This window comes from Sandarakinorhabdus limnophila DSM 17366 (assembly GCF_000420765.1).
In the GTDB taxonomy this organism is placed as follows: Bacteria; Pseudomonadota; Alphaproteobacteria; order Sphingomonadales; family Sphingomonadaceae; genus Sandarakinorhabdus; species Sandarakinorhabdus limnophila.
Genome location: NZ_ATVO01000004.1, coordinates 160,762 through 179,743, shown reverse-complemented (window position 1 = coordinate 179,743; position 18,982 = coordinate 160,762). Strand labels below are relative to the sequence as shown.

19 protein-coding genes are annotated in these 18,982 nt (G+C 66.3%); 10 read left to right on the top strand and 9 right to left on the bottom strand.

The features are described from left to right. The first annotated feature begins 32 nt into the window (after positions 1-32). The 6 genes from G566_RS0104085 to G566_RS0104060 are packed head-to-tail and all read left to right on the top strand — an operon-like array spanning position 33 to position 8,320. The gene (locus G566_RS0104085) at positions 33-1,136 is read left to right on the top strand and encodes an NADH:flavin oxidoreductase (protein WP_022679402.1); all 1,104 of its coding nucleotides are present in this window, start codon (positions 33-35) and stop codon (positions 1,134-1,136) included. 28 nt (positions 1,137-1,164) lie between these two features. Then, a complete protein-coding gene (locus tag G566_RS0104080; RefSeq protein WP_022679401.1) occupies positions 1,165-1,854 on the top strand; it encodes an NUDIX hydrolase in 690 nt (229 codons plus the stop codon). Continuing rightward, a complete protein-coding gene (gene recF / locus G566_RS0104075) occupies positions 1,851-2,936 on the top strand; it encodes a DNA replication/repair protein RecF (RefSeq protein WP_022679400.1) in 1,086 nt (361 codons plus the stop codon). Before G566_RS0104080 ends, recF begins: the two co-directional genes overlap by 4 nt. A 57-nt stretch (positions 2,937-2,993) precedes the next feature. Continuing rightward, positions 2,994-5,192, top strand: coding sequence for a putative bifunctional diguanylate cyclase/phosphodiesterase (locus tag G566_RS14650; protein WP_022679399.1), 2,199 nt, complete (start codon positions 2,994-2,996; stop codon positions 5,190-5,192). Positions 5,193-5,226: 34 nt separating this feature from the next. Further along, positions 5,227-7,626: a DNA topoisomerase (ATP-hydrolyzing) subunit B gene (gyrB, locus tag G566_RS0104065; protein ID WP_022679398.1), complete on the top strand. Its 2,400-nt coding sequence runs from the start codon at positions 5,227-5,229 to the stop codon at positions 7,624-7,626. Position 7,627: 1 nt separating this feature from the next. Beyond that, positions 7,628-8,320: an aspartate/glutamate racemase family protein gene (locus G566_RS0104060; RefSeq protein WP_022679397.1), complete on the top strand. Its 693-nt coding sequence runs from the start codon at positions 7,628-7,630 to the stop codon at positions 8,318-8,320. Here the strand turns inward: G566_RS0104060 and G566_RS0104055 are convergent. Both G566_RS0104055 and G566_RS13450 read right to left on the bottom strand, forming a co-directional pair. Beyond that, the gene (locus G566_RS0104055) at positions 8,280-9,398 is read right to left on the bottom strand and encodes a DmpA family aminopeptidase (protein WP_022679396.1); all 1,119 of its coding nucleotides are present in this window, start codon (positions 9,396-9,398) and stop codon (positions 8,280-8,282) included. The two genes, G566_RS0104060 and G566_RS0104055, sit on opposite strands and share 41 nt — an antisense overlap. Before the next feature lie 246 nt (positions 9,399-9,644). Beyond that, the gene (locus G566_RS13450; protein WP_022679395.1) at positions 9,645-10,004 is read right to left on the bottom strand and encodes a UrcA family protein; all 360 of its coding nucleotides are present in this window, start codon (positions 10,002-10,004) and stop codon (positions 9,645-9,647) included. A gap of 280 nt (positions 10,005-10,284) precedes the next feature. Here G566_RS13450 and G566_RS0104045 point away from each other — a divergent pair, with 280 nt between their 5' ends. After that, complete coding sequence (locus G566_RS0104045) at positions 10,285-10,710, top strand: RrF2 family transcriptional regulator (RefSeq protein WP_022679394.1); 426 nt, start codon at positions 10,285-10,287, stop codon at positions 10,708-10,710. On the opposite strand, the gene G566_RS14645 is transcribed toward G566_RS0104045, so the two are convergent. From G566_RS14645 to mscL, 3 genes are read right to left on the bottom strand one after another with little or no spacing between them, the layout of a single operon-like run. Beyond that, a complete protein-coding gene (locus G566_RS14645) occupies positions 10,711-11,163 on the bottom strand; it encodes an META domain-containing protein (RefSeq protein WP_022679393.1) in 453 nt (150 codons plus the stop codon). 15 nt (positions 11,164-11,178) lie between these two features. Beyond that, positions 11,179-11,955 carry a bestrophin-like domain gene (locus tag G566_RS0104035; protein ID WP_022679392.1) on the bottom strand — a complete coding sequence of 259 codons (777 nt, stop codon included), beginning with the start codon at positions 11,953-11,955 and terminating at the stop codon, positions 11,179-11,181. Then, positions 11,952-12,392, bottom strand: a complete 441-nt coding sequence (gene mscL / locus G566_RS0104030) for a large conductance mechanosensitive channel protein MscL (RefSeq protein WP_022679391.1) — start codon at positions 12,390-12,392, stop codon at positions 11,952-11,954. The genes G566_RS0104035 and mscL overlap by 4 nt, the downstream gene beginning before the upstream one ends. A 127-nt stretch (positions 12,393-12,519) precedes the next feature. Between mscL and G566_RS0104025 the strand changes: the two genes are divergently transcribed. Genes G566_RS0104025 through G566_RS0104015 form a run of 3 tightly spaced genes read left to right on the top strand, consistent with a single transcriptional unit; the run spans position 12,520 to position 14,601 of the window. Further along, positions 12,520-13,119 (top strand): LemA family protein, encoded by a 600-nt coding sequence (locus G566_RS0104025; RefSeq protein ID WP_022679390.1) that lies wholly within the window; start codon positions 12,520-12,522, stop codon positions 13,117-13,119. Between the two features lie 25 nt (positions 13,120-13,144). Beyond that, entirely contained in the window at positions 13,145-13,933 is a 789-nt protein-coding gene (locus G566_RS0104020) for a TPM domain-containing protein (RefSeq protein WP_022679389.1), read from the top strand. Continuing rightward, positions 13,930-14,601 carry a TPM domain-containing protein gene (locus G566_RS0104015; protein WP_029131237.1) on the top strand — a complete coding sequence of 224 codons (672 nt, stop codon included), beginning with the start codon at positions 13,930-13,932 and terminating at the stop codon, positions 14,599-14,601. Before G566_RS0104020 ends, G566_RS0104015 begins: the two co-directional genes overlap by 4 nt. Before the next feature lie 18 nt (positions 14,602-14,619). Here G566_RS0104015 and G566_RS0104010 read toward each other — a convergent pair whose 3' ends face one another. The 4 genes from G566_RS0104010 to G566_RS0103995 form a co-directional block, all read right to left on the bottom strand. Further along, positions 14,620-15,231 carry a glutathione S-transferase family protein gene (locus tag G566_RS0104010; RefSeq protein ID WP_022679387.1) on the bottom strand — a complete coding sequence of 204 codons (612 nt, stop codon included), beginning with the start codon at positions 15,229-15,231 and terminating at the stop codon, positions 14,620-14,622. A 22-nt stretch (positions 15,232-15,253) separates the two neighbouring features. After that, complete coding sequence (locus G566_RS13440) at positions 15,254-16,594, bottom strand: MFS transporter (protein ID WP_022679386.1); 1,341 nt, start codon at positions 16,592-16,594, stop codon at positions 15,254-15,256. An 83-nt stretch (positions 16,595-16,677) separates the two neighbouring features. Beyond that, the gene (locus G566_RS13435; RefSeq protein ID WP_022679385.1) at positions 16,678-17,514 is read right to left on the bottom strand and encodes an inositol monophosphatase family protein; all 837 of its coding nucleotides are present in this window, start codon (positions 17,512-17,514) and stop codon (positions 16,678-16,680) included. Beyond that, positions 17,511-18,857, bottom strand: a complete 1,347-nt coding sequence (locus tag G566_RS0103995; RefSeq protein WP_029131236.1) for a TldD/PmbA family protein — start codon at positions 18,855-18,857, stop codon at positions 17,511-17,513. The genes G566_RS13435 and G566_RS0103995 overlap by 4 nt, the downstream gene beginning before the upstream one ends. Positions 18,858-18,982 lie beyond the last annotated feature (125 nt).

Sequence of the window (18,982 nt, the reverse complement as noted above, 5' to 3'; positions counted from 1 at the left end):
CTTGGCGCGCCCGGCCCGGCTAGGAAGCGCGCATGAGCAGCAATCCCCTCTTCCGCCCGTTCCCTCTCAAGGGCCTCACCCTCCCCAATCGCATCGTGATGGCGCCAATGACGCGCAGCTTCTCGCCGGCCGGCCAGCCGGGAGCGAATGTCGCCGAATATTATCGCAAGCGCGCCGCCGGCGGCGTGGGCCTGATCATCACCGAAGGCACCGCGGTGGAGCGCACCGGGGCTGCCAATGATCCCAACGTGCCGCATTTCTTTGGCTCAGCGCTCGATGGCTGGGGCCAGGTGGTCAAATCCGTCCACAGTGAGAGCGGGCTGATCGCGCCGCAATTGTGGCATGTCGGCGGCCTGCCCAACCGGCGCACGCCCAAGGGTGAGGAAGCCGAAAGCCCGTCGGGCGTTTACATGCCGGGCAAGACCAACGGCCGCGCCATGAGCGATGAAGATGTGGCCGATGCCGTCGCTGCCTTCGCCCGCGCCGCCGGTGATGCCAAGCGGCTGGGCTTCGACGCGGTCGAACTGCACGGCGCGCATGGTTATCTGATCGATCAATTCTTCTGGGGCGCCACCAATGCTCGCGACGATCGCTGGGGCGGTGACACGCTGCCGCTGCGTGCGCGGTTTGCGGTCGAACTGCTCAAGGCCGTCCGTGCCGCCGTTGGCCCCGATTTCCCGGTGATCATCCGCCTGTCGCAGTGGAAGCAGCAGGATTTCGCCTTCCGCCTGGCGCCGTCGCCGGACGAGCTGGCGGCCTGGCTGGGCCCGCTGGCCGATGCCGGGGCAGACGTGTTCCATTGTTCGCAGCGCCGTTTCTGGGAACCGGAATTCCCCGAACTCGATGGCCCGGAAGGCTTGAACTTCGCCGGCTGGGCCAAGAAGCTCACCGGCAAGCCGACCATCACTGTGGGCAGCGTTGGCCTTACCGGTGAGTTCGTCGCTGGCATGGGCGGCGAATCGTCGAAGCCGGCCAGCCTTGATGGCCTGCTCGACCGGCTGGAGCGCGACGAATTCGATCTGGTGGGCGTTGGCCGTGCGCTGATCGTCGATCCGGATTGGGCACTGAAGGTGCGCGATGGCCGCCACGGTGAGTTGACCGATTACACCACCGAATCGCTGATGACCTTGGTGTGAGGCCACGGCTTGTGGCAGGAGAGGCCACATGCAGGTTGATGAAGACAATGTTCCGATCCTGAAGGGCCGCTCGCTGCGGCCCAAGGATGCCGCGACCGTGCTGGTGATCCGCCGTGACGGGCCAAATCCACGCGTGCTCATGGGCCGGCGGGCCAAGGGCCATGTCTTCATGGCCAGCAAGTGGGTCTTCCCTGGCGGGCGGCTGCACCCGGCTGATTTCCGCGTCGCCGCCGCCAGCGAATTGGATGATGACACGGCCAGCCGGCTGCACCTGACCGCGCCGCCGGCCCGCGCCCGCGCGCTGGCCGCCGCGGCCGTGCGCGAATTGTTCGAAGAAACCGGCCTGGTGCTGGGCGCGCCCGGAAGTGGCCGCACAAAATCGCCGGAATGGCGTGATTTCCTCGCCACTGGTCATCTGCCGCATCTGGAACCGCTGCGTTTCGTGGGGCGCGCCATCACGCCGCCGGTGCGCCCGCGCCGGTTTGATGCGCGTTTCTTCACGGTGGAGGCGCATCATCTTGTCAGCCTCGATCCCGGCGCCGGCTGCGGCGAGCTCGATGAAATCGCCTGGTTCGATTGGGACGAGGCGGCAAAGCTCGATCTGCCCAGCATCACCCGCGCCATCCTGGCTGATGTGGCGGCACGACTGGATGATCCGACGCGGCCCATTCCCTATCACCGTTTCGACAATGGCCGGCATCGGCTGCTGACTCTGTGACGGCGATCACCCGCCTCACCCTCACCGATTTTCGCAGCCACGCCCACGCCAGCATCAATGCCGGGCCGGGGTTGGTGGTGATCACCGGTGACAATGGGGCGGGCAAGACCAACATATTGGATGCGATTTCGTTGCTGGCACCGGGGCGCGGCTTGCGCGGGGCGCCGCTATCGGACGCGGCGCGGCAGGATGGCCCCGGTGGGTGGAGCGTGGCGGCCCATCTGATCTCGGCTGAAGGCGAAGTGCAGATCGGCACCGGCACGGCTGCCGCAGCACCCGAACGCCGGCTGGTGCGGGTGAACGGTGCCGCGGCGACGGCGACGGCGCTCAGCGATTGGCTGGCTTTGGTGTGGCTCACCCCGGCGATGGACCGCTTGTTCAGCGAAAGCAGCGGCAGCCGGCGGCGCTTCCTTGATCGGCTGGTGCTGGCGCTGCACCCCGGCCACGGCCAGCGCGTGAACCGCTATGAGGCGGCGATGCGCGAACGCACGCGCCTGCTCACCGCCGATGGTCCAGCCGATCCGGTTTGGCTGGCCGGGCTGGAGGCCGACATGGCCGAGCATGGCGCCGCCATCGCGGATGCGCGCGCCGATGTGGTGGCAGCACTGGCGGCGGAACTGGCGGGCGCGCCCGATGGGCCATTTGCCCGGCCACTGATCGCACTGGCCGGCAATGACGCCGATGATCTTGCTGCGCGGCTGGCGAGGGGCCGGGCCCGCGATGCCGCTGCGGCCCGCGCCATTGAGGGCCCGCACCGCGCTGATCTGATCGTCACCCACGCCGCCAAGGCGATGCCGGCGGCCAGCTGCTCCACCGGCGAGCAAAAGGCGCTGCTGATCGCCATCGTGCTGGCGCATGCGGCGCTGGTGGCGCAGCGCAGCGGCCGGCCGCCGATCCTGCTGCTGGATGAAATCGCCGCGCATCTTGATGCCGGCCGCCGCGCCGCGCTGTACGAACGGCTGACGGCGATGGGCGTGCAGGCGTGGATGACCGGCACTGATCCGGCGTTGTTTGCCGATCTGGCCGGCGGCCCATCCACCTGCTGGCTGACACTGGCGGCGGGGCACATCATGCCCGCATAAAGCCGCTCTCCGCCGCGCCGTTAGTCACAAGACGGTGCAGAGCGGGAGATGGCGTGCATGTCGGAAAGCAGCTGGCCGGGCGGTGAACGCCTGCCCTTTCCGCTCCAGCCGGGGCGGGAACGGCCGCTGAGCCCGCGCCTGCTGTCGGCTGCTGAGCCCCTGCTGGCCGTGGCCGGTATCGGTGCCTGGTATTACAGCGCGGGCGGCCGGCTGTGGTGGAGTGCCGAAACCCGCCGCAACCTGGGCGTGGCCGAGGATTTTCAGCCTCTTCTGAGCAATGCGCTGCGTTTCTATATTCGCGAACACCGCCCGATCCTGTTGGGCGCGGTGAACGAAGCGCTCCGCAGTGGCACATCCTGGGATCTGGAATTGTGCATCCGCCGTCCTGATGGCGAGCGCCGCCAGGTGCGGGCGCGGGGCCGGCCGGCTGTCGCCAGCGTGGAAGGCGCAGCGTTGATCGGCACGTTCGAGGATATCACGGTTCGCCACGAGGCCGCCGCCCGCGCCGCGCGGGAGTTGGATCTGCGCACCCGCACCGAAACCCTGTTGCGCGATGTGATCACCGGCATCCCGGCGGCGCTATCCGTTTATGATCGCGAAGAACGGCTGATCCTGGTCAACGATGTCTATCGCGACATCCTGCCGGATAACCGCCAGTATATGGTGAAGGGCGAGCGGCTGGCCGACATCATCACCCGGAAGGTGCTGGCCAATCACTATCGGCCGGAAGTCAGCGCCGATGATCCGCCCGAGAAGCGGCGGGCGTGGGTGGCCGATTATCTGCGCCGCCACCGCGAGCCCGGCTATAATCGCGTGTTCCACCTGCGCGACGGCAAGTTCATGCAGGCCAGCACCGCCGTTTCGGAAAGCGGCAACATCGTTTCGATCCGCACCGACGTGACGCCGTTGCTGCGCGCCGAATGCGAATTGCGTCGCCGGGCTGAGGAAGACACGCTGACCGGGCTGGCAAATCGTGACGTGCTGATGCAGCAACTGGAGCGCCTGCCCGATACCGGCCCGGCAGGCATATTGGTGCTGTTCGATGTCGATTTCTTCAAGGCGGTGAATGACAGTCTGGGCCATGCCGCCGGAGACATGCTGCTGCGCCTGGTCGGCCGGCGCCTGCAGCGCTGCATACGGGCTGGCGACGTGGCGGCGCGGCTTTCGGGTGATGAGTTCGCGCTGATTGTGCATGGCGTGGCCGCGCCAGACGAGATTCACGCCTTTGCGCTGCGCCTGCTCGCCCGCCTGCGCCGGCCGATGCGGCTGGGGGCCAGCCGCTATGCGCCGTCCTTTTCGGTGGGCATCGCGCCGTTCCCGTCCAAGGGGTGTGGACCGCACGAACTGCTGGGCAATGCCGATGCCGCATTGCTGGATGCCAAGCGGCAGGGGCGGGGTCGCCATGTGCTGTTTGGCGCCGAACTGGCCAACCGGGTGGTGCGCCGCACGCGGCTGGCCGATGCGCTGCGCCAGGCCATATCCGGGCGGCAGCTGGTGGCCGCCCTGCAACCGCAACAGCGGCTGGCCGATGGCAGCGTGATGGGGTTCGAAGCGCTGGCGCGCTGGTGGCACGAAGGCGAATGGATGCCGCCTGCCGAATTTGTTCCGCTGGCCGAGGATGTTGGCCTCGCCCAGCCTTTGGGGTGCCAGGTGATGGACGCGGCACTGGCCGGCTTTGCCGCCATGTTGGCGGCCGGGCTGGAGCCGGGGCACCTGGCGGTGAATGTTTCCACGGCACAACTGCTGGCCGATGATTTTCTCGACACGGTGAAGCGCAGCCTTGCCCGCCATGCCGTGCCCGCGACGCGCCTGGAGATCGAGGTGACGGAGACCGTGTTGCTCGATCGCTCCATCGCGCGCATCGGCCACACGCTGGAGGCATTGCGGGCGATGGGCTGCACGCTGGCCATGGATGATTTTGGCACCGGCTATGCCTCGCTCTCCCACCTCACCAGCTTTCCGGTTGACCGCATCAAGATCGATCGCGGCTTCACCCGCGCCATCGATTCCGATGGGGATCGCGGCCTGATCGCGCGGACGCTGATCGGGCTGGGGCGCGGGCTGGGGCTGGAGGTGATTGCCGAAGGGGTGGAGACGGAGAGCCAGCGCAGCTTCCTCGTTGTGCATGGCTGCACCGCCGTGCAGGGTTATCTGCTTGCCCGGCCGATGCTGGCCGACGAGGCGCTGCCGTGGCTGCGCGGGCAACAGCAGCGCTGCGCATTTCCCCCTCGCCCGCGCGCGCGGGAGTCACTATAGCCGAGGGACATTTCTGCATCCCGAGGTTGAAGCGTTGACCGACAACAATCCGAATCCCGCCCAGATCAATGATTATGGCGCCGACAGCATCAAGGTGCTGCGCGGGCTGGATGCCGTGCGCAAGCGCCCCGGCATGTATATCGGTGATACGGACGATGGTTCGGGCCTGCACCACATGGTGTTCGAAGTGTCGGACAACGCCATCGACGAGGCGCTGGCTGGCTATTGCGACCGCATCGATATCACGATGAACGCCGATGGTTCGGTGAGCGTCACCGACAATGGCCGCGGCATCCCCACCGGCATCCACGCCGAAGAAGGCGTGTCGGCGGCCGAAGTGATCATGACCCAGCTGCACGCCGGCGGCAAATTCAACAACAGCGACGACAACGCCTATAAGGTGTCGGGCGGCCTGCACGGGGTGGGCGTGTCGGTGGTCAACGCGCTGTCGGAATGGCTGGAGCTGACGATCTGGCGCGACGGCGAAGAACATTGGATGCGCTTCCACCATGGCGACGCCCAGGCGCCGCTGGCGGTGCGCGGGCCATCGAATGGCAAGCGCGGCACCCGCGTCACCTTCTTCCCCAGCATCGGCACCTTCAAGTTCATCGATTTCGATTTCGCCAAGCTGGAACATCGCTTCCGCGAGCTGGCCTTCCTGAACAGCGGCGTGCGCCTGTTCCTCAACGATGCCCGCCATGCCGATGTAAAGCAGGTGGAGCTTTATTATGAAGGCGGCATCGCGGCCTTCGTGAAGTTCCTCGACAAATCCAAGACGCCGCTGATTCCCAATCCGATCGCCATCACCGGCCAGGCCAATGATATCGGCATTGATGTCGCGCTGGAATGGAACGACAGCTACTACGAACAGGTGTTGTGCTTCACCAACAACATCCCGCAGCGCGATGGCGGCACCCACCTCGCCGCCTTCCGCGCCGCGCTGACCCGCACGCTGAATCAGTATGCGGAAGCCTCTGGCCTGCTGAAGAAGGAGAAGGTCAACCTTACCGGCGACGACATGCGCGAAGGCTTGACGGCCATTGTTTCGGTGAAGCTGCCCGATCCGAAATTCTCGAGCCAGACCAAGGACAAGCTGGTTTCATCGGAAGTGCGCCAGCCGCTGGAAAGCCTGATGGCCGATCGGCTGGACGTGTGGCTGCAGGAAAACCCCGCTCACGCCAAGACCATCGTGGCCAAGATCATTGATGCCGCCGCCGCGCGCGAAGCCGCGAAGAAGGCGCGTGACCTGACCCGGCGCAAGGGCGTGCTCGAAGTATCGGGCCTGCCCGGCAAGCTGGCCGATTGCCAGGAGCGTGATCCGGTGAAATCGGAATTGTTCCTGGTCGAAGGCGATTCCGCCGGCGGCAGCGCCAAGAATGGCCGCAACCGCCAGAACCAGGCCATTCTGCCCCTGCGCGGCAAGATATTGAACGTGGAGCGCGCCCGCCTTGACCGGATGCTGGCCAGCCGCGAAATCGGCACGCTGATCCAGGCGCTGGGCACCAGCATCGGGCCGGAATTCAACCTGGAAAAACTGCGCTATCACAAGGTCATCATCATGACCGACGCCGATGTGGATGGCGCCCACATCCGCACGCTGCTGCTCACCTTCTTCTTCCGCCACATGCCGACGCTGATCGACGGCGGGCATCTCTTCATCGCCCAGCCGCCGCTCTACAAGGTCACGCGCGGGCGTTCGGAAGTGTATCTGAAGGACAATGCGGCGCTGGAGGATTATCTGGTCGAAGCCGGCGCCGGCAATCTGGTGCTCACCACGGCAGCCGGCCCGCGCAGCGGCGCCGATCTGGCGGCGCTGGTGGAACACGCCCGCCGCATGCGGGCGCTGATGGCCTATGTGCCGCGCCGCTATCCGGCGGCTGTGATCGACGCGCTGGCCCTGAATGGCGCCTTGGCCCGGCCCGATGCGGCCGCGGCAGCGACGACCGCGGCCTGGCTGAATGCCGCCGATACCGATGGCGGCCGCTGGACGGTGACAGTCACCGATGATGGTGGTTATCACGCCGCGCGCGAATGGCGCGGTGTGACCGATCACCATGTCATCGATGGCGCCTTCCTCTCTTCTCCCGAAGCCCCCCGCCTTGCCGCGTTGGCCGCGCAGGAAGCCGCCGCCTATGCCGCCCCATCGCAACTGGGCAATTTCCGCATCACCAGCCCGGCCGATCTGCTTGCGGCAGTGCTCGATGCCGGCCGCAAGGGCCTCGCCATCGCCCGCTATAAGGGCCTGGGCGAAATGAACGCCGACCAATTGTGGGAAACCACGCTCGATCCGGCCGCCCGGACTCTGCTGCGCGTCGACGTGGATGAAGCGGCGGATGCAGACGACATCTTCGCCAAGTTGATGGGCGACGTGGTGGAAGAACGCCGCAACTTCATCCAGGAAAACGCGCTGAACGTGGCGAATCTGGACGTGTGATATGCATATCGGCTTGATCGGCGGCATCGGGCCGGCCGCGCAGGATTATTACACACGCCAATTGATCGGCCATTTTTCCCACGCCGGGGTGGGGCTGGATTTGACCACAGCGCATGGCGACGCGCCGACCCTGCTTGCCAATCTGGCCGCCGATCGCCGCGCCCAACAGGCAGCGATCTTCGTGCGCCTGACTGAACGCCTTGCTCGAGCCGGTGCCGAATTTGTTGCGGTCACATCAATTGCCGGGCATTTCTGCCGGGCTGAATTTGCCGCCGCCTCGCCGCTGCCGGTGATCGACATGATCGATGCGGTGGCGCGCGACGTTGCCGCACGCGGCGTGCAGAAGCTGGGCATTCTGGGCACAAAAACCGTCATGGCGTCAGGCTTTTATGGTGGCTTCACCACCGCGCGGGTTTTCACCCCGACCGATCTTGACGCGGTACATGCTGCCTATGCGGCCATGGCCACTGCCGGCACGGTCAACGCCGGGCAGCGGCAGATTTTCGAGAACGCGGCCGAGGAGCTGATGGCGAAGGGCGCTGAGGCCATCCTGCTTGGCGGGACCGATCTGGCCTTGGTGTTCGATGCTGTCACGGCACCGTTTCCGGTGATCGACTGCGCGGCTCTCCACGCTGCGGTCATCGCGCAGCAGGCTATGGGGCAGGCTGGCCCGCCGCCGCCAGCAGCCGCCTGATCAACGCCCGGTCCAGCGCTACTGCCCGGCGGGTTTCGTCCGTCCCCGGTTCGCGGCTGGTGACGGTTTCAGCGGCGAGCAGGCTATTCGCAATGGCTTCCTCGGTTGCGTCGGCGGCCGCGATGAAGAGCGGCGTTGTGGCCTCGTTGCCCAGTTCCGGATAGGCGGTGGTTGCGGCGCGGCGGGCGGCTGTGCGGCGCACGCTGTCGGCGGTGGAAAAGGCGATGGCATAATCGCCGCTGCCATTGGAGAAGGCCGATCCGGTGCGGGCGAGGCCGGCCATGGCGCGCGCCGCCAGCCGGGTGAGGTTGCGGTCGGACAGCGGCGCGTCGGTGGCCACCACGATCATGATCGAGCCGTCAGCCGAGACGCGCGCGGCTGTCTTGCCCGGCGGTGGTGGGATGGGGACGCCGGCGAGGATCAGCCGACCACCATAATTGCTCTGCACCAGCACGCCGACGGTGAAGCCTTCGGGGGTGCGCCGTGACGAAGTGCCGATGCCGCCCTTGTAGCCAAAGGCAATCGTGCCGCGTCCGGCACCGACGGCGCCTTCCTGCACGGGGCCGGGCCTGGCTTCGGCGATGGCGCGGCGGGCATCTGCGATGCTGACGGCGCGGGCGCGGATATCGTTGAGTCCGCTATCGTTGGTTTCGCCGACCACGGCGTTGACCGAGCGCACGCCCTCGTTGCCTGGCTGGCTGAGCGTGTGTTCGATGATGGCGGCAGCAGCTTCCGGCACGTTCAGCGTGTTGGTGAGCATGATCGGCGTTTCGATCTCGCCCAGTTCGCGCACCTGGCTCAAGCCCATCAACTTGCCGAACCCATTGGCAACAAAGATGCCGGCAGGCACCTTCTCGGCAAAGATGTTGCCGGCATGGGGCAGGATGGCGGTGACGCCGGTGCGGATGGTGTCGCCGCGATCAAGCGTGACCTGGCCGACAGCCACGCCGGGCACATCGGTGATGGCGTTGAGCGGTCCGGTGGGCATTGGGCCGGGCGCGATGCCGAAGTGGCGGGCGCGGATGGCCGCAGCGGGGTGGGCGGTAATCAGGGCGAGGCTGAGGAGGAGAAGGCGCATGGCGCATCATGACGTGCCGCGCCCAAAAATAAAGTGCCGCCCGGCGTCGAGGGTGCAAGACGCCGGGCGGCACCGTCACAATGCGCCCCGAGAGGGGCAAGAGAGGCGCATCGGAGCTCTTGGGGGCAACTGAAGACTGGGGACTCTGTGGGCGGGGCGCACCCTTATGGGGGCAATCGGGTGCGCCACCGGCCGGTTCGGCGGGCAGGAGCGGCCCCTGCCCAAGCCCGCCGTTTGGTCAGGCGATCAGCCGGTCACCTTGTCGGCAGCGATGGCCGCCATGGTGGCGCTGCGGGTGGCCTTCAAGGTTTCCTGATAGCAGGCATATTCCTCGGCGATCGCCATGCGGCTGGCATCGGAACCATGGCACACCTGCTTGGCGGCGGTGCGCAGGCGGTTTTCGAGGCGGCTGCGGCCAGCCGGCGAACCCAGGTCGAGATCGGCATAGGCGACATAGGCGACCTTGTGGCCGGCTTCGTTCTTGCCATAGGCGATCTGAGCGTTAGCCGGGGTGGCAGTGGCACCGGCGATGCACAGGCCGGCGAAGAACAGGGTGCCGGCAGCGCCGACCAGGTTGCGGGAGAAGTTCTGGGCTGAAGTGAACATGGGGGACCTCTTGTCTGCTTCAGCGGCCGGACCATCCGGCTGCCGATGCCAACAACTCTGCAAAGCCCGTGCCAACTGCCCTGATAAAATCGCCCATAGCAATAACAACGGGTTATGGGGATCCGCGTATTGCATATCCATGACATCTCTGTTGAATAAACCAAAAAGTCAGTAAATTTTACTATTAATCGGCAATTCATTCCCAGCCATGTTGCCGGCCTGGCACGGCCATTTGGCTTGGCAGCAATTCCTTGCTGGTGCATAGGATAAGGGGTTCATCATGCTCAACCAGCGCTCCCGCTATGCGCTTCGCGCGCTCATCTTCATCGCCCGTTCGGGCGGGGTTGCGCCTGTGCCGATTTCGGTGATCGCTGCCGATCAGCAGCTGCCGCGCAAGTTCCTCGAAGCCATATTGCTCGATCTGAAGAATGGCGGCGTGGTGAACAGCTATCGCGGCAAGATGGGTGGATACCGGCTGGCCCGCCCGGCCAGCCAGATCAGTTTCGGCGAGATCATCCGCCTGATCGAAGGCCCGCTGGCCTTGGTGCCATGCGTTTCGGTTTCGGCCTATCAGCGCTGCGACGATTGTTTCGAGGAAACCACCTGCGTGATCCGCAAGGTGATGCTGGTGGTGCGCGAACAGACCGCGGATATTCTCGACAATACGACGCTCGCTGACCTGTCGGTAGACCGCGTCGCGGCTTGATCAGGGCTGCGCTGGTTTGCGCAAGGTGAGTTTGCGGCCATCGGGGGTGGCCAGGATGGCGGCACCATCCGCCGTATAGGTCACGCTGTTTGCCGCCTCCAGCAGCGCCAGCACCCGTTGTTCGATTTCCATGGCGGGCGGCGGGCAGGCCATGCGGGTGGAGGCCATCGGCCCCAGCTTCAACGTGGCGCCATCCTGTTTCCAGTTGCCGCTGAAGCGGTTGCAACCGGCCGTGCCTGAAAGCCGGCTGGTGCCCTGATCGCCGGGATCGAACATCAGGCGGCTTTGCGCCACCGGGCCGCCGCCGTTCAGATCTTCAATCTGCCATTCGCCTTCCAGGCTGCCGGCGATCACCGGCGGCTTTCCCGACAGCGCCTGGCCCAGTTGCTGGCGCTGATCGCGGCAGCCGGCCAGTGCGAGGAGGGCGAGGGGGAGAAGCAGGGCAGCACGCATGGTGCCATCCTGCCGCTAGCCGCCGGCCGGTGCAAGGCTGGCGACCAGCGCTTCCATCGCCGATTGATCGACCAGGATGGCGCCATCGGCCGGCCGGTCGAGATCGAGGATCAGCATGATGGTGAGTCCCATCAACAGGAAAAGAATGCCCGACGCAAAGCGGTGCTGGTGACCATGAGCGTCGAGCACGTAGCCGAGCAGGAAGCAGGCGACGCAGGCAAAGATCACCAGCAGCAGCATCACCTCCCCCGGCACACGCGCCGCCACGGCCTTTTCGCGCTGCGTACCCGTGTCGAGCACGGCGTTGACGGCGCTGACCAGATTGGTGGCGCGCGGGCCGTCCAGCGTTGCCTGCGCCGTGGCGGTGATCGCCCATACGCGGTTGCGCAAGGCGGCGGCACGGGCAAGCTTTTCGGTTTCGTGCGGCAGCGGGCTGGTCACCCGCACCCGGGCGTAATCGGCCAGCGCGGTCTGCAATGCCGGCCCGTGCGGCGCCGCCACCAGCCCGGCGCGAAGCCAGGCGGTGCCGATATCATTGGCTTCCTGCACCACCAGCTGCCGGCGCTCGTCATAGCGGCTGAGCGCCATGGAGAAGGTGAAGCCCAGCAGCAGCGCCAGCACCAGCAAGGCGGTGGACAGCACCTGGCTTTCATCCTCGGCCCCGCCCTCACCACCAAAGCGGCGGTGATAACGGAAGCCCAGTTCGGCGGCGATGAAGAACAGCGCCAGCAGCACCGCCGGAATGGCGGGCAACGGCACCAGATCGATCAGGCCCGCCAGATCAGAGATCAACCGCGGCCCTTCCGCAGTTCATCGCGGATTTCGGCGAGCAGCGCTTCGGACGGCGTCGGGCCGGGCGGTTCGGCCGGGGCTTCGGCCGGCTTGGCCATCGCCTTGTTGGCCGCCTTCACCATCAGGAAGATCACAAAGGCGATGATGACGAAGTTGATGAAGGCGGTGACGAACTTGCCATAGCCGAACAGAGGCACACCGGCCTTTTTCAGCGCCTCGTAATCGGTGGGGCTGCCGGTATAATCGGCTGGAATGTCACCCAGCACGACGAACAGGCTGGTGAAATCCGCTCCGCCCGATACCAGACCAATGATCGGCATCACCATGTCTTCGGTGAAGCTGGTGACAACTGCACCGAACGCGGCGCCGATGATCACGGCGACGGCCAGATCCAGCACATTGCCGCGCGCGATGAATGCCTTGAATTCTTGCAACATGATTTCTTCACCCCCCTGTTGAATTGCGGCAAGGCGCACTATCTTGTGGCGAGCAATGCGCGAACATCTTTCACACTCTGCCATAAACTGCGGCCTGCGCAAGCCGCTGCCACGGGAGACTATTTCCATGACCAAGGCCCTTCGTCGTCCCGCCGCGCTGGCCGCACTGGCCGGCACCGCGCTGCTGCTGTCGGGCTGCGGCGTCAACACCATCCCCGCCAAGGAAGAGGCGGTGAAGGCCAAGTGGGCCGATGTGGAAAACCAGTATCAGCGCCGGGCCGATCTGATCCCCAATCTGGTGAGCACGGTGAAGGGCTATGCCGCCCAGGAAAAGGACGTGCTGGAAGCCGTGACCAAGGCCCGCGCCAGCGCCAGCCAGGTGACGGTGGACCCGACCAAGTTGTCGGATCCCAAGCAGCTTGCGGCGTTCGAACAGGCGCAGGGCGCGCTCGGCCAGTCGCTGGGCCGGCTGCTGGTGACGGTGGAGAAATACCCCGATCTGAAATCCAACGAGCTGTTCCTGCAGCTGCAAAGCCAGCTGGAAGGCACCGAGAACCGCATCACCGTGGCGCGCCGCGATTACAATATGGCCGTGCAGGATTATAATACCGAAATCCGCACCTTCCCGTCGTTGATCACCGCCAAGGTGGTTTATGGCGCGCAGCCGATTGCGCCGTTCAAGGCGACCACGGTGAATGCCGACAAGGCGCCCGAGGTGACGTTCTGAAACCCCGGTTCGGGGAGTGCGAGCAATGACGGCGCTGCGCCGGAGCTACCTGCCGGCCATCACCCTGCTGCTGGCGATGCTGTGGGCCTTGTTCACCGCGCTGCCGGCTGCGGCTGAACCGACCTTCCCGAAACTCACCGGCCGCGTCACCGATGCGGCCGGCGTGTTGCCGGCCGAGACCGCGGCAGCGCTGGAGGCCAAGCTGAAGGCGCTGGAAGACACGACCGGCACCCAGCTGGTGGTGGCGACCGTGCCCGATCTGCAGGGCTATGAGATCGACGAATATGGCTATCAGCTCGGCCGGGCGTGGGGAATCGGCCAGAAAGGCACCAACAACGGCGCCATCCTGCTGATCGCGCCGACCCAACGCAAATTGCGCATCGAGGTTGGCTATGGCCTGGAAGGCGTGCTGACCGATGCAGTGTCGAGCCGCATCATCCGGCGGACCATCGTGCCGCGCTTCAAGGCCGGTGACGTGGCCGGCGGTGTTGCAGCCGGTGCCGATGACCTGATCGCACTGTTGCAGTTGCCGCCCGACCAGCAGGCGGCTTTTGCCGCCCAGGCCAAGGCCGCCAGCGCCAATAAAGGCGACAGCCCCGGCTGGGGGGCGCTGGTCTGGCTGATCATCATCATTGTCTGGATCATCATCGCCTCGCGCCGTGGCTCACGTGGCCGGCGCAGTGGCCCGGTGATCGTGTGGGGCCCCGGGATCGGCGGCAACTGGAGCGGTGGCGGCGGTGGCGGTGGCGGTTTCGGCGGCTTTTCGGGCGGCGGTGGCAGCTTCGGTGGCGGCGGCGCTTCGGGGGATTGGTGATGCTGTTCAACGACACCGATCGCGCCCGCATCGCCGCGGCCATCGCGCAGGCCGAAGCCAGCACGGCCGGCGAAATCGTGGTGATCATCAACACCCGCCCGCACCGTTATGCCGCGACCATGCTGGCAACAGCGGTGCTGGCGGCCTTCACCCTGCCGTTCGTTGCGGTGCTGGCCGGGTGGACGCCGTCACTGCTGTTCCCCGATTGGGACACGATCGACGCCGCCACGCGGGAGACGCACGGCATCGAAGGCTTTGCCGCCGTGCAGGCGCTGGTGTTTGTTGTCACGCTGGCGCTGGTGGCCGGCCTGCGGCTGGACCGGGCGCTCACCCCGCGTGGCTTGCGGCGGGATCGGGTGCACCATGCCGCGATGATGCAGTTCCGGGCGCGCGGGTTGACCGCCACGCAAGGCCGCACCGGCGTGCTGCTCTATCTGGACGAGGCCGAACATGTGGCCGAGGTGATCGCTGATGAGGCTGTGTTTACCCGGGTGGCGGCCGACGAATGGGCCGAAACCATCGCGGCGCTGGTTGCGGGCATCAAGGCCGGCCGCGCTGCCGATGGCCTGGTGACGGCGATCGGACGCGCCGGCGCCGTGCTGGCCGCGCATCTGCCGGCGCAGGCCGGCGATGTGAACGAACTGCCCGACGCGCTGATCGAGATCTGACGCGCCGGGCGGTGTTCCTCAGGCAGCAGCAGAGGGCCGGGCGGCCACGCGCTTGTGCCACGCCGGCAACCAGGTGAGGCCGTCGGGCAGTGGCTGGCCCACCTGCGCGCCAAATTCGATGAAGCCGAACATCAGGATATCGGCCAGGGTGAAGCGATCACCGCAAACGAAATCGCCGCTCATCAGCGCATCCAGCCACTGGAGCTTCTTGGCCGCGATCGCCTTCAGCTCCGCGCCGGCAGCTTGCGAAACGATCGGGAAGCGCGGTTCGAACATTGGCCGGCCTTCGGTGGCGCGGAAGCCGTTGGCCATCGTCTCGCAATAGCCCAGATCGATGATGCGCACCCATTTGCGGGTTTCGGCGCGTTCTTCGGCGGTGGTGCCGATGATGGCAGGCGTGGGGTGAATCTCTTCCAGATATTCGGCTATCACGGTGATTTCGCTGATGATGCGGCCATCGTCCAGCTCCAGCGCCGGAGTGCCGCCGGCGGGCACCTTCTTGATGTAATCGCCGCTGCGATTGGCACCGGTCATGATGTCGATGGTCTCGGTGGGCAGGCTGATGCCCTTTTCGGCCATGGCCATGCGCACCACGTGCGGGTTGGGGCCGATGCTGTCATAGAATTTCATGGCGTCTACTCCCTGCTGAATGTCACCTGCCGTGCAGTTCGGCAATGATGCGGGCTTGCGCAGCGCGGTCAATGGTCCAGCCGCGCGCCAACCAGGCGGCACCCAGCGCGCTGATCACCGGCGGCACCAGGAACAGCAGCACCAGGCCATCGATAGCGGATTGCGTGTTGGCGCTGCCCAGCTTGGCATCAAAGCCCACCGCATCGAGCACGATATAGGCTAGGCCCACGGGGATAGCGTAACCGATCTTCTGCACCCCCACGAGCACGGCATAATAGAGCCCGGCGCTGCTGCGCCCGGTGGCCAGCGTTTCAGCATCGGTGACATCGGCCAGCATGGCGCGCACCAGGAAGGGCGGCGCCACCGCCGGGATGCCAGCCAGCAACATGCCCGCAGCCGCGACCCAGAAACCGGCATTGGGCGCCAGCACCAGGCCCATGTGCAGCACGGCATAGCTGCCAATGGCCCAGGCCACCGCCATGTGTTTCGAGGTGCGCCGCGCGACCCAGCCCCACAGCGGGGCGCCGATCAGGCCGGCGGCGAAATAAAACAGCAGCAGCAACCGCGCTTCGTTCACCGAAAAGCCGCGTGCCGCTTCGAAGAAGAACACCAGCAGCGCGCCGCCAACGCCGGGCGGCAGGCTGGCGAGCAGATCGATCAGCATCAGCCGGCGCAGATTGGGCTGTCTAAGCGCCTGCCAGATATCGCGCCAGCCGTGCGGATGCTCGCTGGCGGCACCGGCGGACTGGCGGTCGGGCACGCCCAACGCCACCGCGAGCAGGGCGGGCGTGAGCATCAGCGCCAGCACCAGCCCCATGGCATGGATGCCGAGCGACGCCGTGGCGGCAAAGCCCAGCTGCGGCCCCAGCCAGTTGGCCAGCGGCGGCACCGCCAGCAGGGTGAGCAAAGCGATCATGTTGGCGGTTTGCCACCAGCCAAAGATGCGACTGCGTTCGTGATAATCTGTGGACAGCGCCTGGCCCCAGCTGGTGTGGGCGACCTGTGCCATCGAAAAGCCGATGTAGATCACCAGCAGGCCCAAAAAGGCGCGCAGCGGCGACAGGCCGGGCTCGGCAAAAAAGCAGAGATACAGACCAAGCAGCATGATCAGGCCGCCCGCCACCATCCACGGCCGAAACCGGCCAAAGCGCGTGCTCGTGCGGTCGATGCCGTGCCCGAAGGCGATATCCAGCGGCAGATCGATCCAACGCACGGCCGAGAACAGAATGCCGGTGATGGCCAGATCAAGACCCAGCGTGCTGGCATAGTAAGGCGGCAGATAGATCACCATCGGCAGGCCGACGCCGGTAAGCGGCAGGCACGGCGCGGCAAAGGCGGCGAGCGTCCGGCGTTTCAACGGCATTGATCGGGATGCGTTGTCCATACCCCTCCCCGGGCTCAACTGTCACTGTGGGGTGCTGGGCAGAGCGGCGCAAGCCTGTGATTTCAGGCGGCAAGCCCCCGCCGACGGGCGGCGAAAGCCTTGAGCGCATGATCAAGCCGCGCCAGCACTTCGCCGTGCAGCGCCGGCGTGGCGGCAGCAATGCCATGGATCACCGGTTGCGGCTGGTTGAAGGCCAATGCTGCGCCGTGGCGATCCGTCAGCACGCCGCCGGCTTCGGCCAGGATCAGGCTGGCGGCGGCCACATCCCATTCGGCGATGCTGCGCCCTTCAAGCCACGCATCGGCTTCATCAGCCGCCAGCATCGCCATGCGCAGCGCCAGGCTGTTGGGCTTGGCGACGGCGGTGCCGGGCCAGGGTGACGGCCAGAAGGCGGCGGTGAGATTGGGCTGGTCGATCGGCAGGCGCACACCTTCCAGCGTGGCGAGGCCCGACACCGCGAGGCGCTTGCCATTCAAGGTCGCGCCGCGCCCGACCCCGGCGGCATAGAGCCGATCCTGCGCCGGCGCGTTGAGCACGGCGGCAACCACGGTGCCGGCTTCGACCAGCGCCACCGATACGGCCCAGCCCGTCCGCCCGCGCAGGAAATCGCGGGTGCCGTCGATGGGATCGATCACCCACACCCGGCGGCGTTCCAGCCGGGCCGCGCTGTCGGCGCTTTCTTCCGACAGCCAGCCATCATCCGGGCGGGCCGCTGTGATCACGCCCTTCAGATAATCATTCACCGCCATGTCGGCGGCACACACCGGGCTGCCATCTTCCTTGTCCCACCTGGCCGGAGATTTGCCGAAATGCGCCATGGCGATGCGCCCGGCATTGGCAGCGATCTCGGCCGCCAGCGCCAGATCAGCGTCGCGCGCTGACGGGCTGTGCGGGGTCAACTGCCCGCCACCATCATGCCATCGATGCGCAGCGTTGGCGCGTTGCTGGCATGACGAAATTCAAGATCATTGCCGGCGATCATCTTGGCAAACATGTCGAGCAGATTGCCGGCGATGGTGATTTCCGCCACGGGGCGGGTGATCTCGCCATTCTCTATCAGATAGCCGCTGGCCCCCCGGCTGTAATCGCCGGTCAGGCCGTTGACGCCCATGCCGATCAGTTCGGTGACGAGAATGCCCTGCTTGATATCGGCCATCAGTTCGGCCGAGGTGGCGGTGCCGCCTTCCAGGTGCAGGTTGGTGGTGCCGGCGCCGGGCGGCCCGGAGGTGCCGCGGCTGGCATGACCGGTGGGGGCGAGGCCGAGCTGTTTGGCGCTGGCCACGTCCATCAGCCAGCCGGTCAGCACGCCCTGTTCGATGATGGCGGTGCGCTGTGCGGCCAAACCTTCGCCATCAAAGGCACGGCTGCGCAGGCCGCGGCGGCGCAGCGGATCATCGATGATTGACAGGCCGGCGGGCAGGATGGCCTGGCCAAGCTTGTCTTTCAGGAAGCTGGTGCCGCGCGCGATGGCGCTGCCGGTGATGGCGCCCACAAGGTGGCCAAGCAGCGTGGACGAAACCCGCGGATCGAACAGGATCGGCATCGGCCCACTGGCCAGCTTGATCGGGTGCAGGCGACTGATGGCGCGCTGGCCGGCGCGGGTGCCGATTGCCGCGGCCGATTCAACATCAGCCAGATAGCGGGCGGCGTGCCAGGCGTAATCGCGCTGCATGTCGCTGCCGGTGCCGGCGACCACGCTGGCCGACAGGCTGTGGCTGGTCGATTTCTTGCCGCCGCGAAAGCCCGTCGATGTGGCCAGTGCCATCACAACTGTCCCGGCTGCAGCGCCGGCGCCTTCGCTGTTGGTGATGCCTTCGATGGCGCGGGCAGCATCCTCGCATTCCAGCGCGCGTAACTTCAGGGCCGCGGCGCTGATCTCGGTGGGATCATCGACATCAAGTTCCGCAAACGGTCCGCGCGCCAGCCGGTCTTCCGGGGCCAGACCGGCATAAGGGTCTTCGGGGGCCAGCCTCGCCATGGCGACGGCGCGCTCCGCCGCTTCGCGCAGGGCAGAAGGCGTAAGATCGGAAGATGAGACGCTGGCCGAACGCTGGCCAACAAACACGCGGATACCGATTTCCTCGCCTTCGGCGCGGCCGATATCCTCCAGCTTGCCAAGGCGAACCGAAATGGAAGTGGCGCCATCGCCGACATACAGCGCGTCGGCGGCGTCGGCCCCCGCAGCGCGGGCGGCAGCAAGGGCGGCATCAAGGCGGGTGAGGGCATCATCAGGGGACAGCATGGCCCAGATGTAGGGTGGTGGGCTGCCGCTGTCACGGCCCAATCACTGTGTCTCTTTGTCGAATTCGTGCAATGAGACGACGGCGCGCCATGAGACACTTCGATCAGTTCGATACAGGTGATGGG

What these genes read in the sequence shown, in the direction of transcription:
- G566_RS0103995 (WP_029131236.1), bottom strand. Translation starts at nt 18,857, where the DNA reads ATGCTGTCCCCTGATGATGCCCTCACCCGCCTTGATGCCGCCCTTGCT.
- mscL (WP_022679391.1), bottom strand. Translation starts at nt 12,392, where the DNA reads ATGTTGCAAGAATTCAAGGCATTCATCGCGCGCGGCAATGTGCTGGAT.
- G566_RS13440 (WP_022679386.1), bottom strand. Translation starts at nt 16,594, where the DNA reads ATGCCGTTGAAACGCCGGACGCTCGCCGCCTTTGCCGCGCCGTGCCTG.
- G566_RS0104080 (WP_022679401.1), top strand. Translation starts at nt 1,165, where the DNA reads ATGCAGGTTGATGAAGACAATGTTCCGATCCTGAAGGGCCGCTCGCTG.
- G566_RS0104060 (WP_022679397.1), top strand. Translation starts at nt 7,628, where the DNA reads ATGCATATCGGCTTGATCGGCGGCATCGGGCCGGCCGCGCAGGATTAT.
- G566_RS0104055 (WP_022679396.1), bottom strand. Translation starts at nt 9,398, where the DNA reads ATGCGCCTTCTCCTCCTCAGCCTCGCCCTGATTACCGCCCACCCCGCT.
- G566_RS14645 (WP_022679393.1), bottom strand. Translation starts at nt 11,163, where the DNA reads ATGCGTGCTGCCCTGCTTCTCCCCCTCGCCCTCCTCGCACTGGCCGGC.
- G566_RS14650 (WP_022679399.1), top strand. Translation starts at nt 2,994, where the DNA reads ATGTCGGAAAGCAGCTGGCCGGGCGGTGAACGCCTGCCCTTTCCGCTC.
- G566_RS0104045 (WP_022679394.1), top strand. Translation starts at nt 10,285, where the DNA reads ATGCTCAACCAGCGCTCCCGCTATGCGCTTCGCGCGCTCATCTTCATC.
- G566_RS0104025 (WP_022679390.1), top strand. Translation starts at nt 12,520, where the DNA reads ATGACCAAGGCCCTTCGTCGTCCCGCCGCGCTGGCCGCACTGGCCGGC.
- G566_RS0104010 (WP_022679387.1), bottom strand. Translation starts at nt 15,231, where the DNA reads ATGAAATTCTATGACAGCATCGGCCCCAACCCGCACGTGGTGCGCATG.
- G566_RS0104085 (WP_022679402.1), top strand. Translation starts at nt 33, where the DNA reads ATGAGCAGCAATCCCCTCTTCCGCCCGTTCCCTCTCAAGGGCCTCACC.
- G566_RS0104020 (WP_022679389.1), top strand. Translation starts at nt 13,145, where the DNA reads ATGACGGCGCTGCGCCGGAGCTACCTGCCGGCCATCACCCTGCTGCTG.
- G566_RS13450 (WP_022679395.1), bottom strand. Translation starts at nt 10,004, where the DNA reads ATGTTCACTTCAGCCCAGAACTTCTCCCGCAACCTGGTCGGCGCTGCC.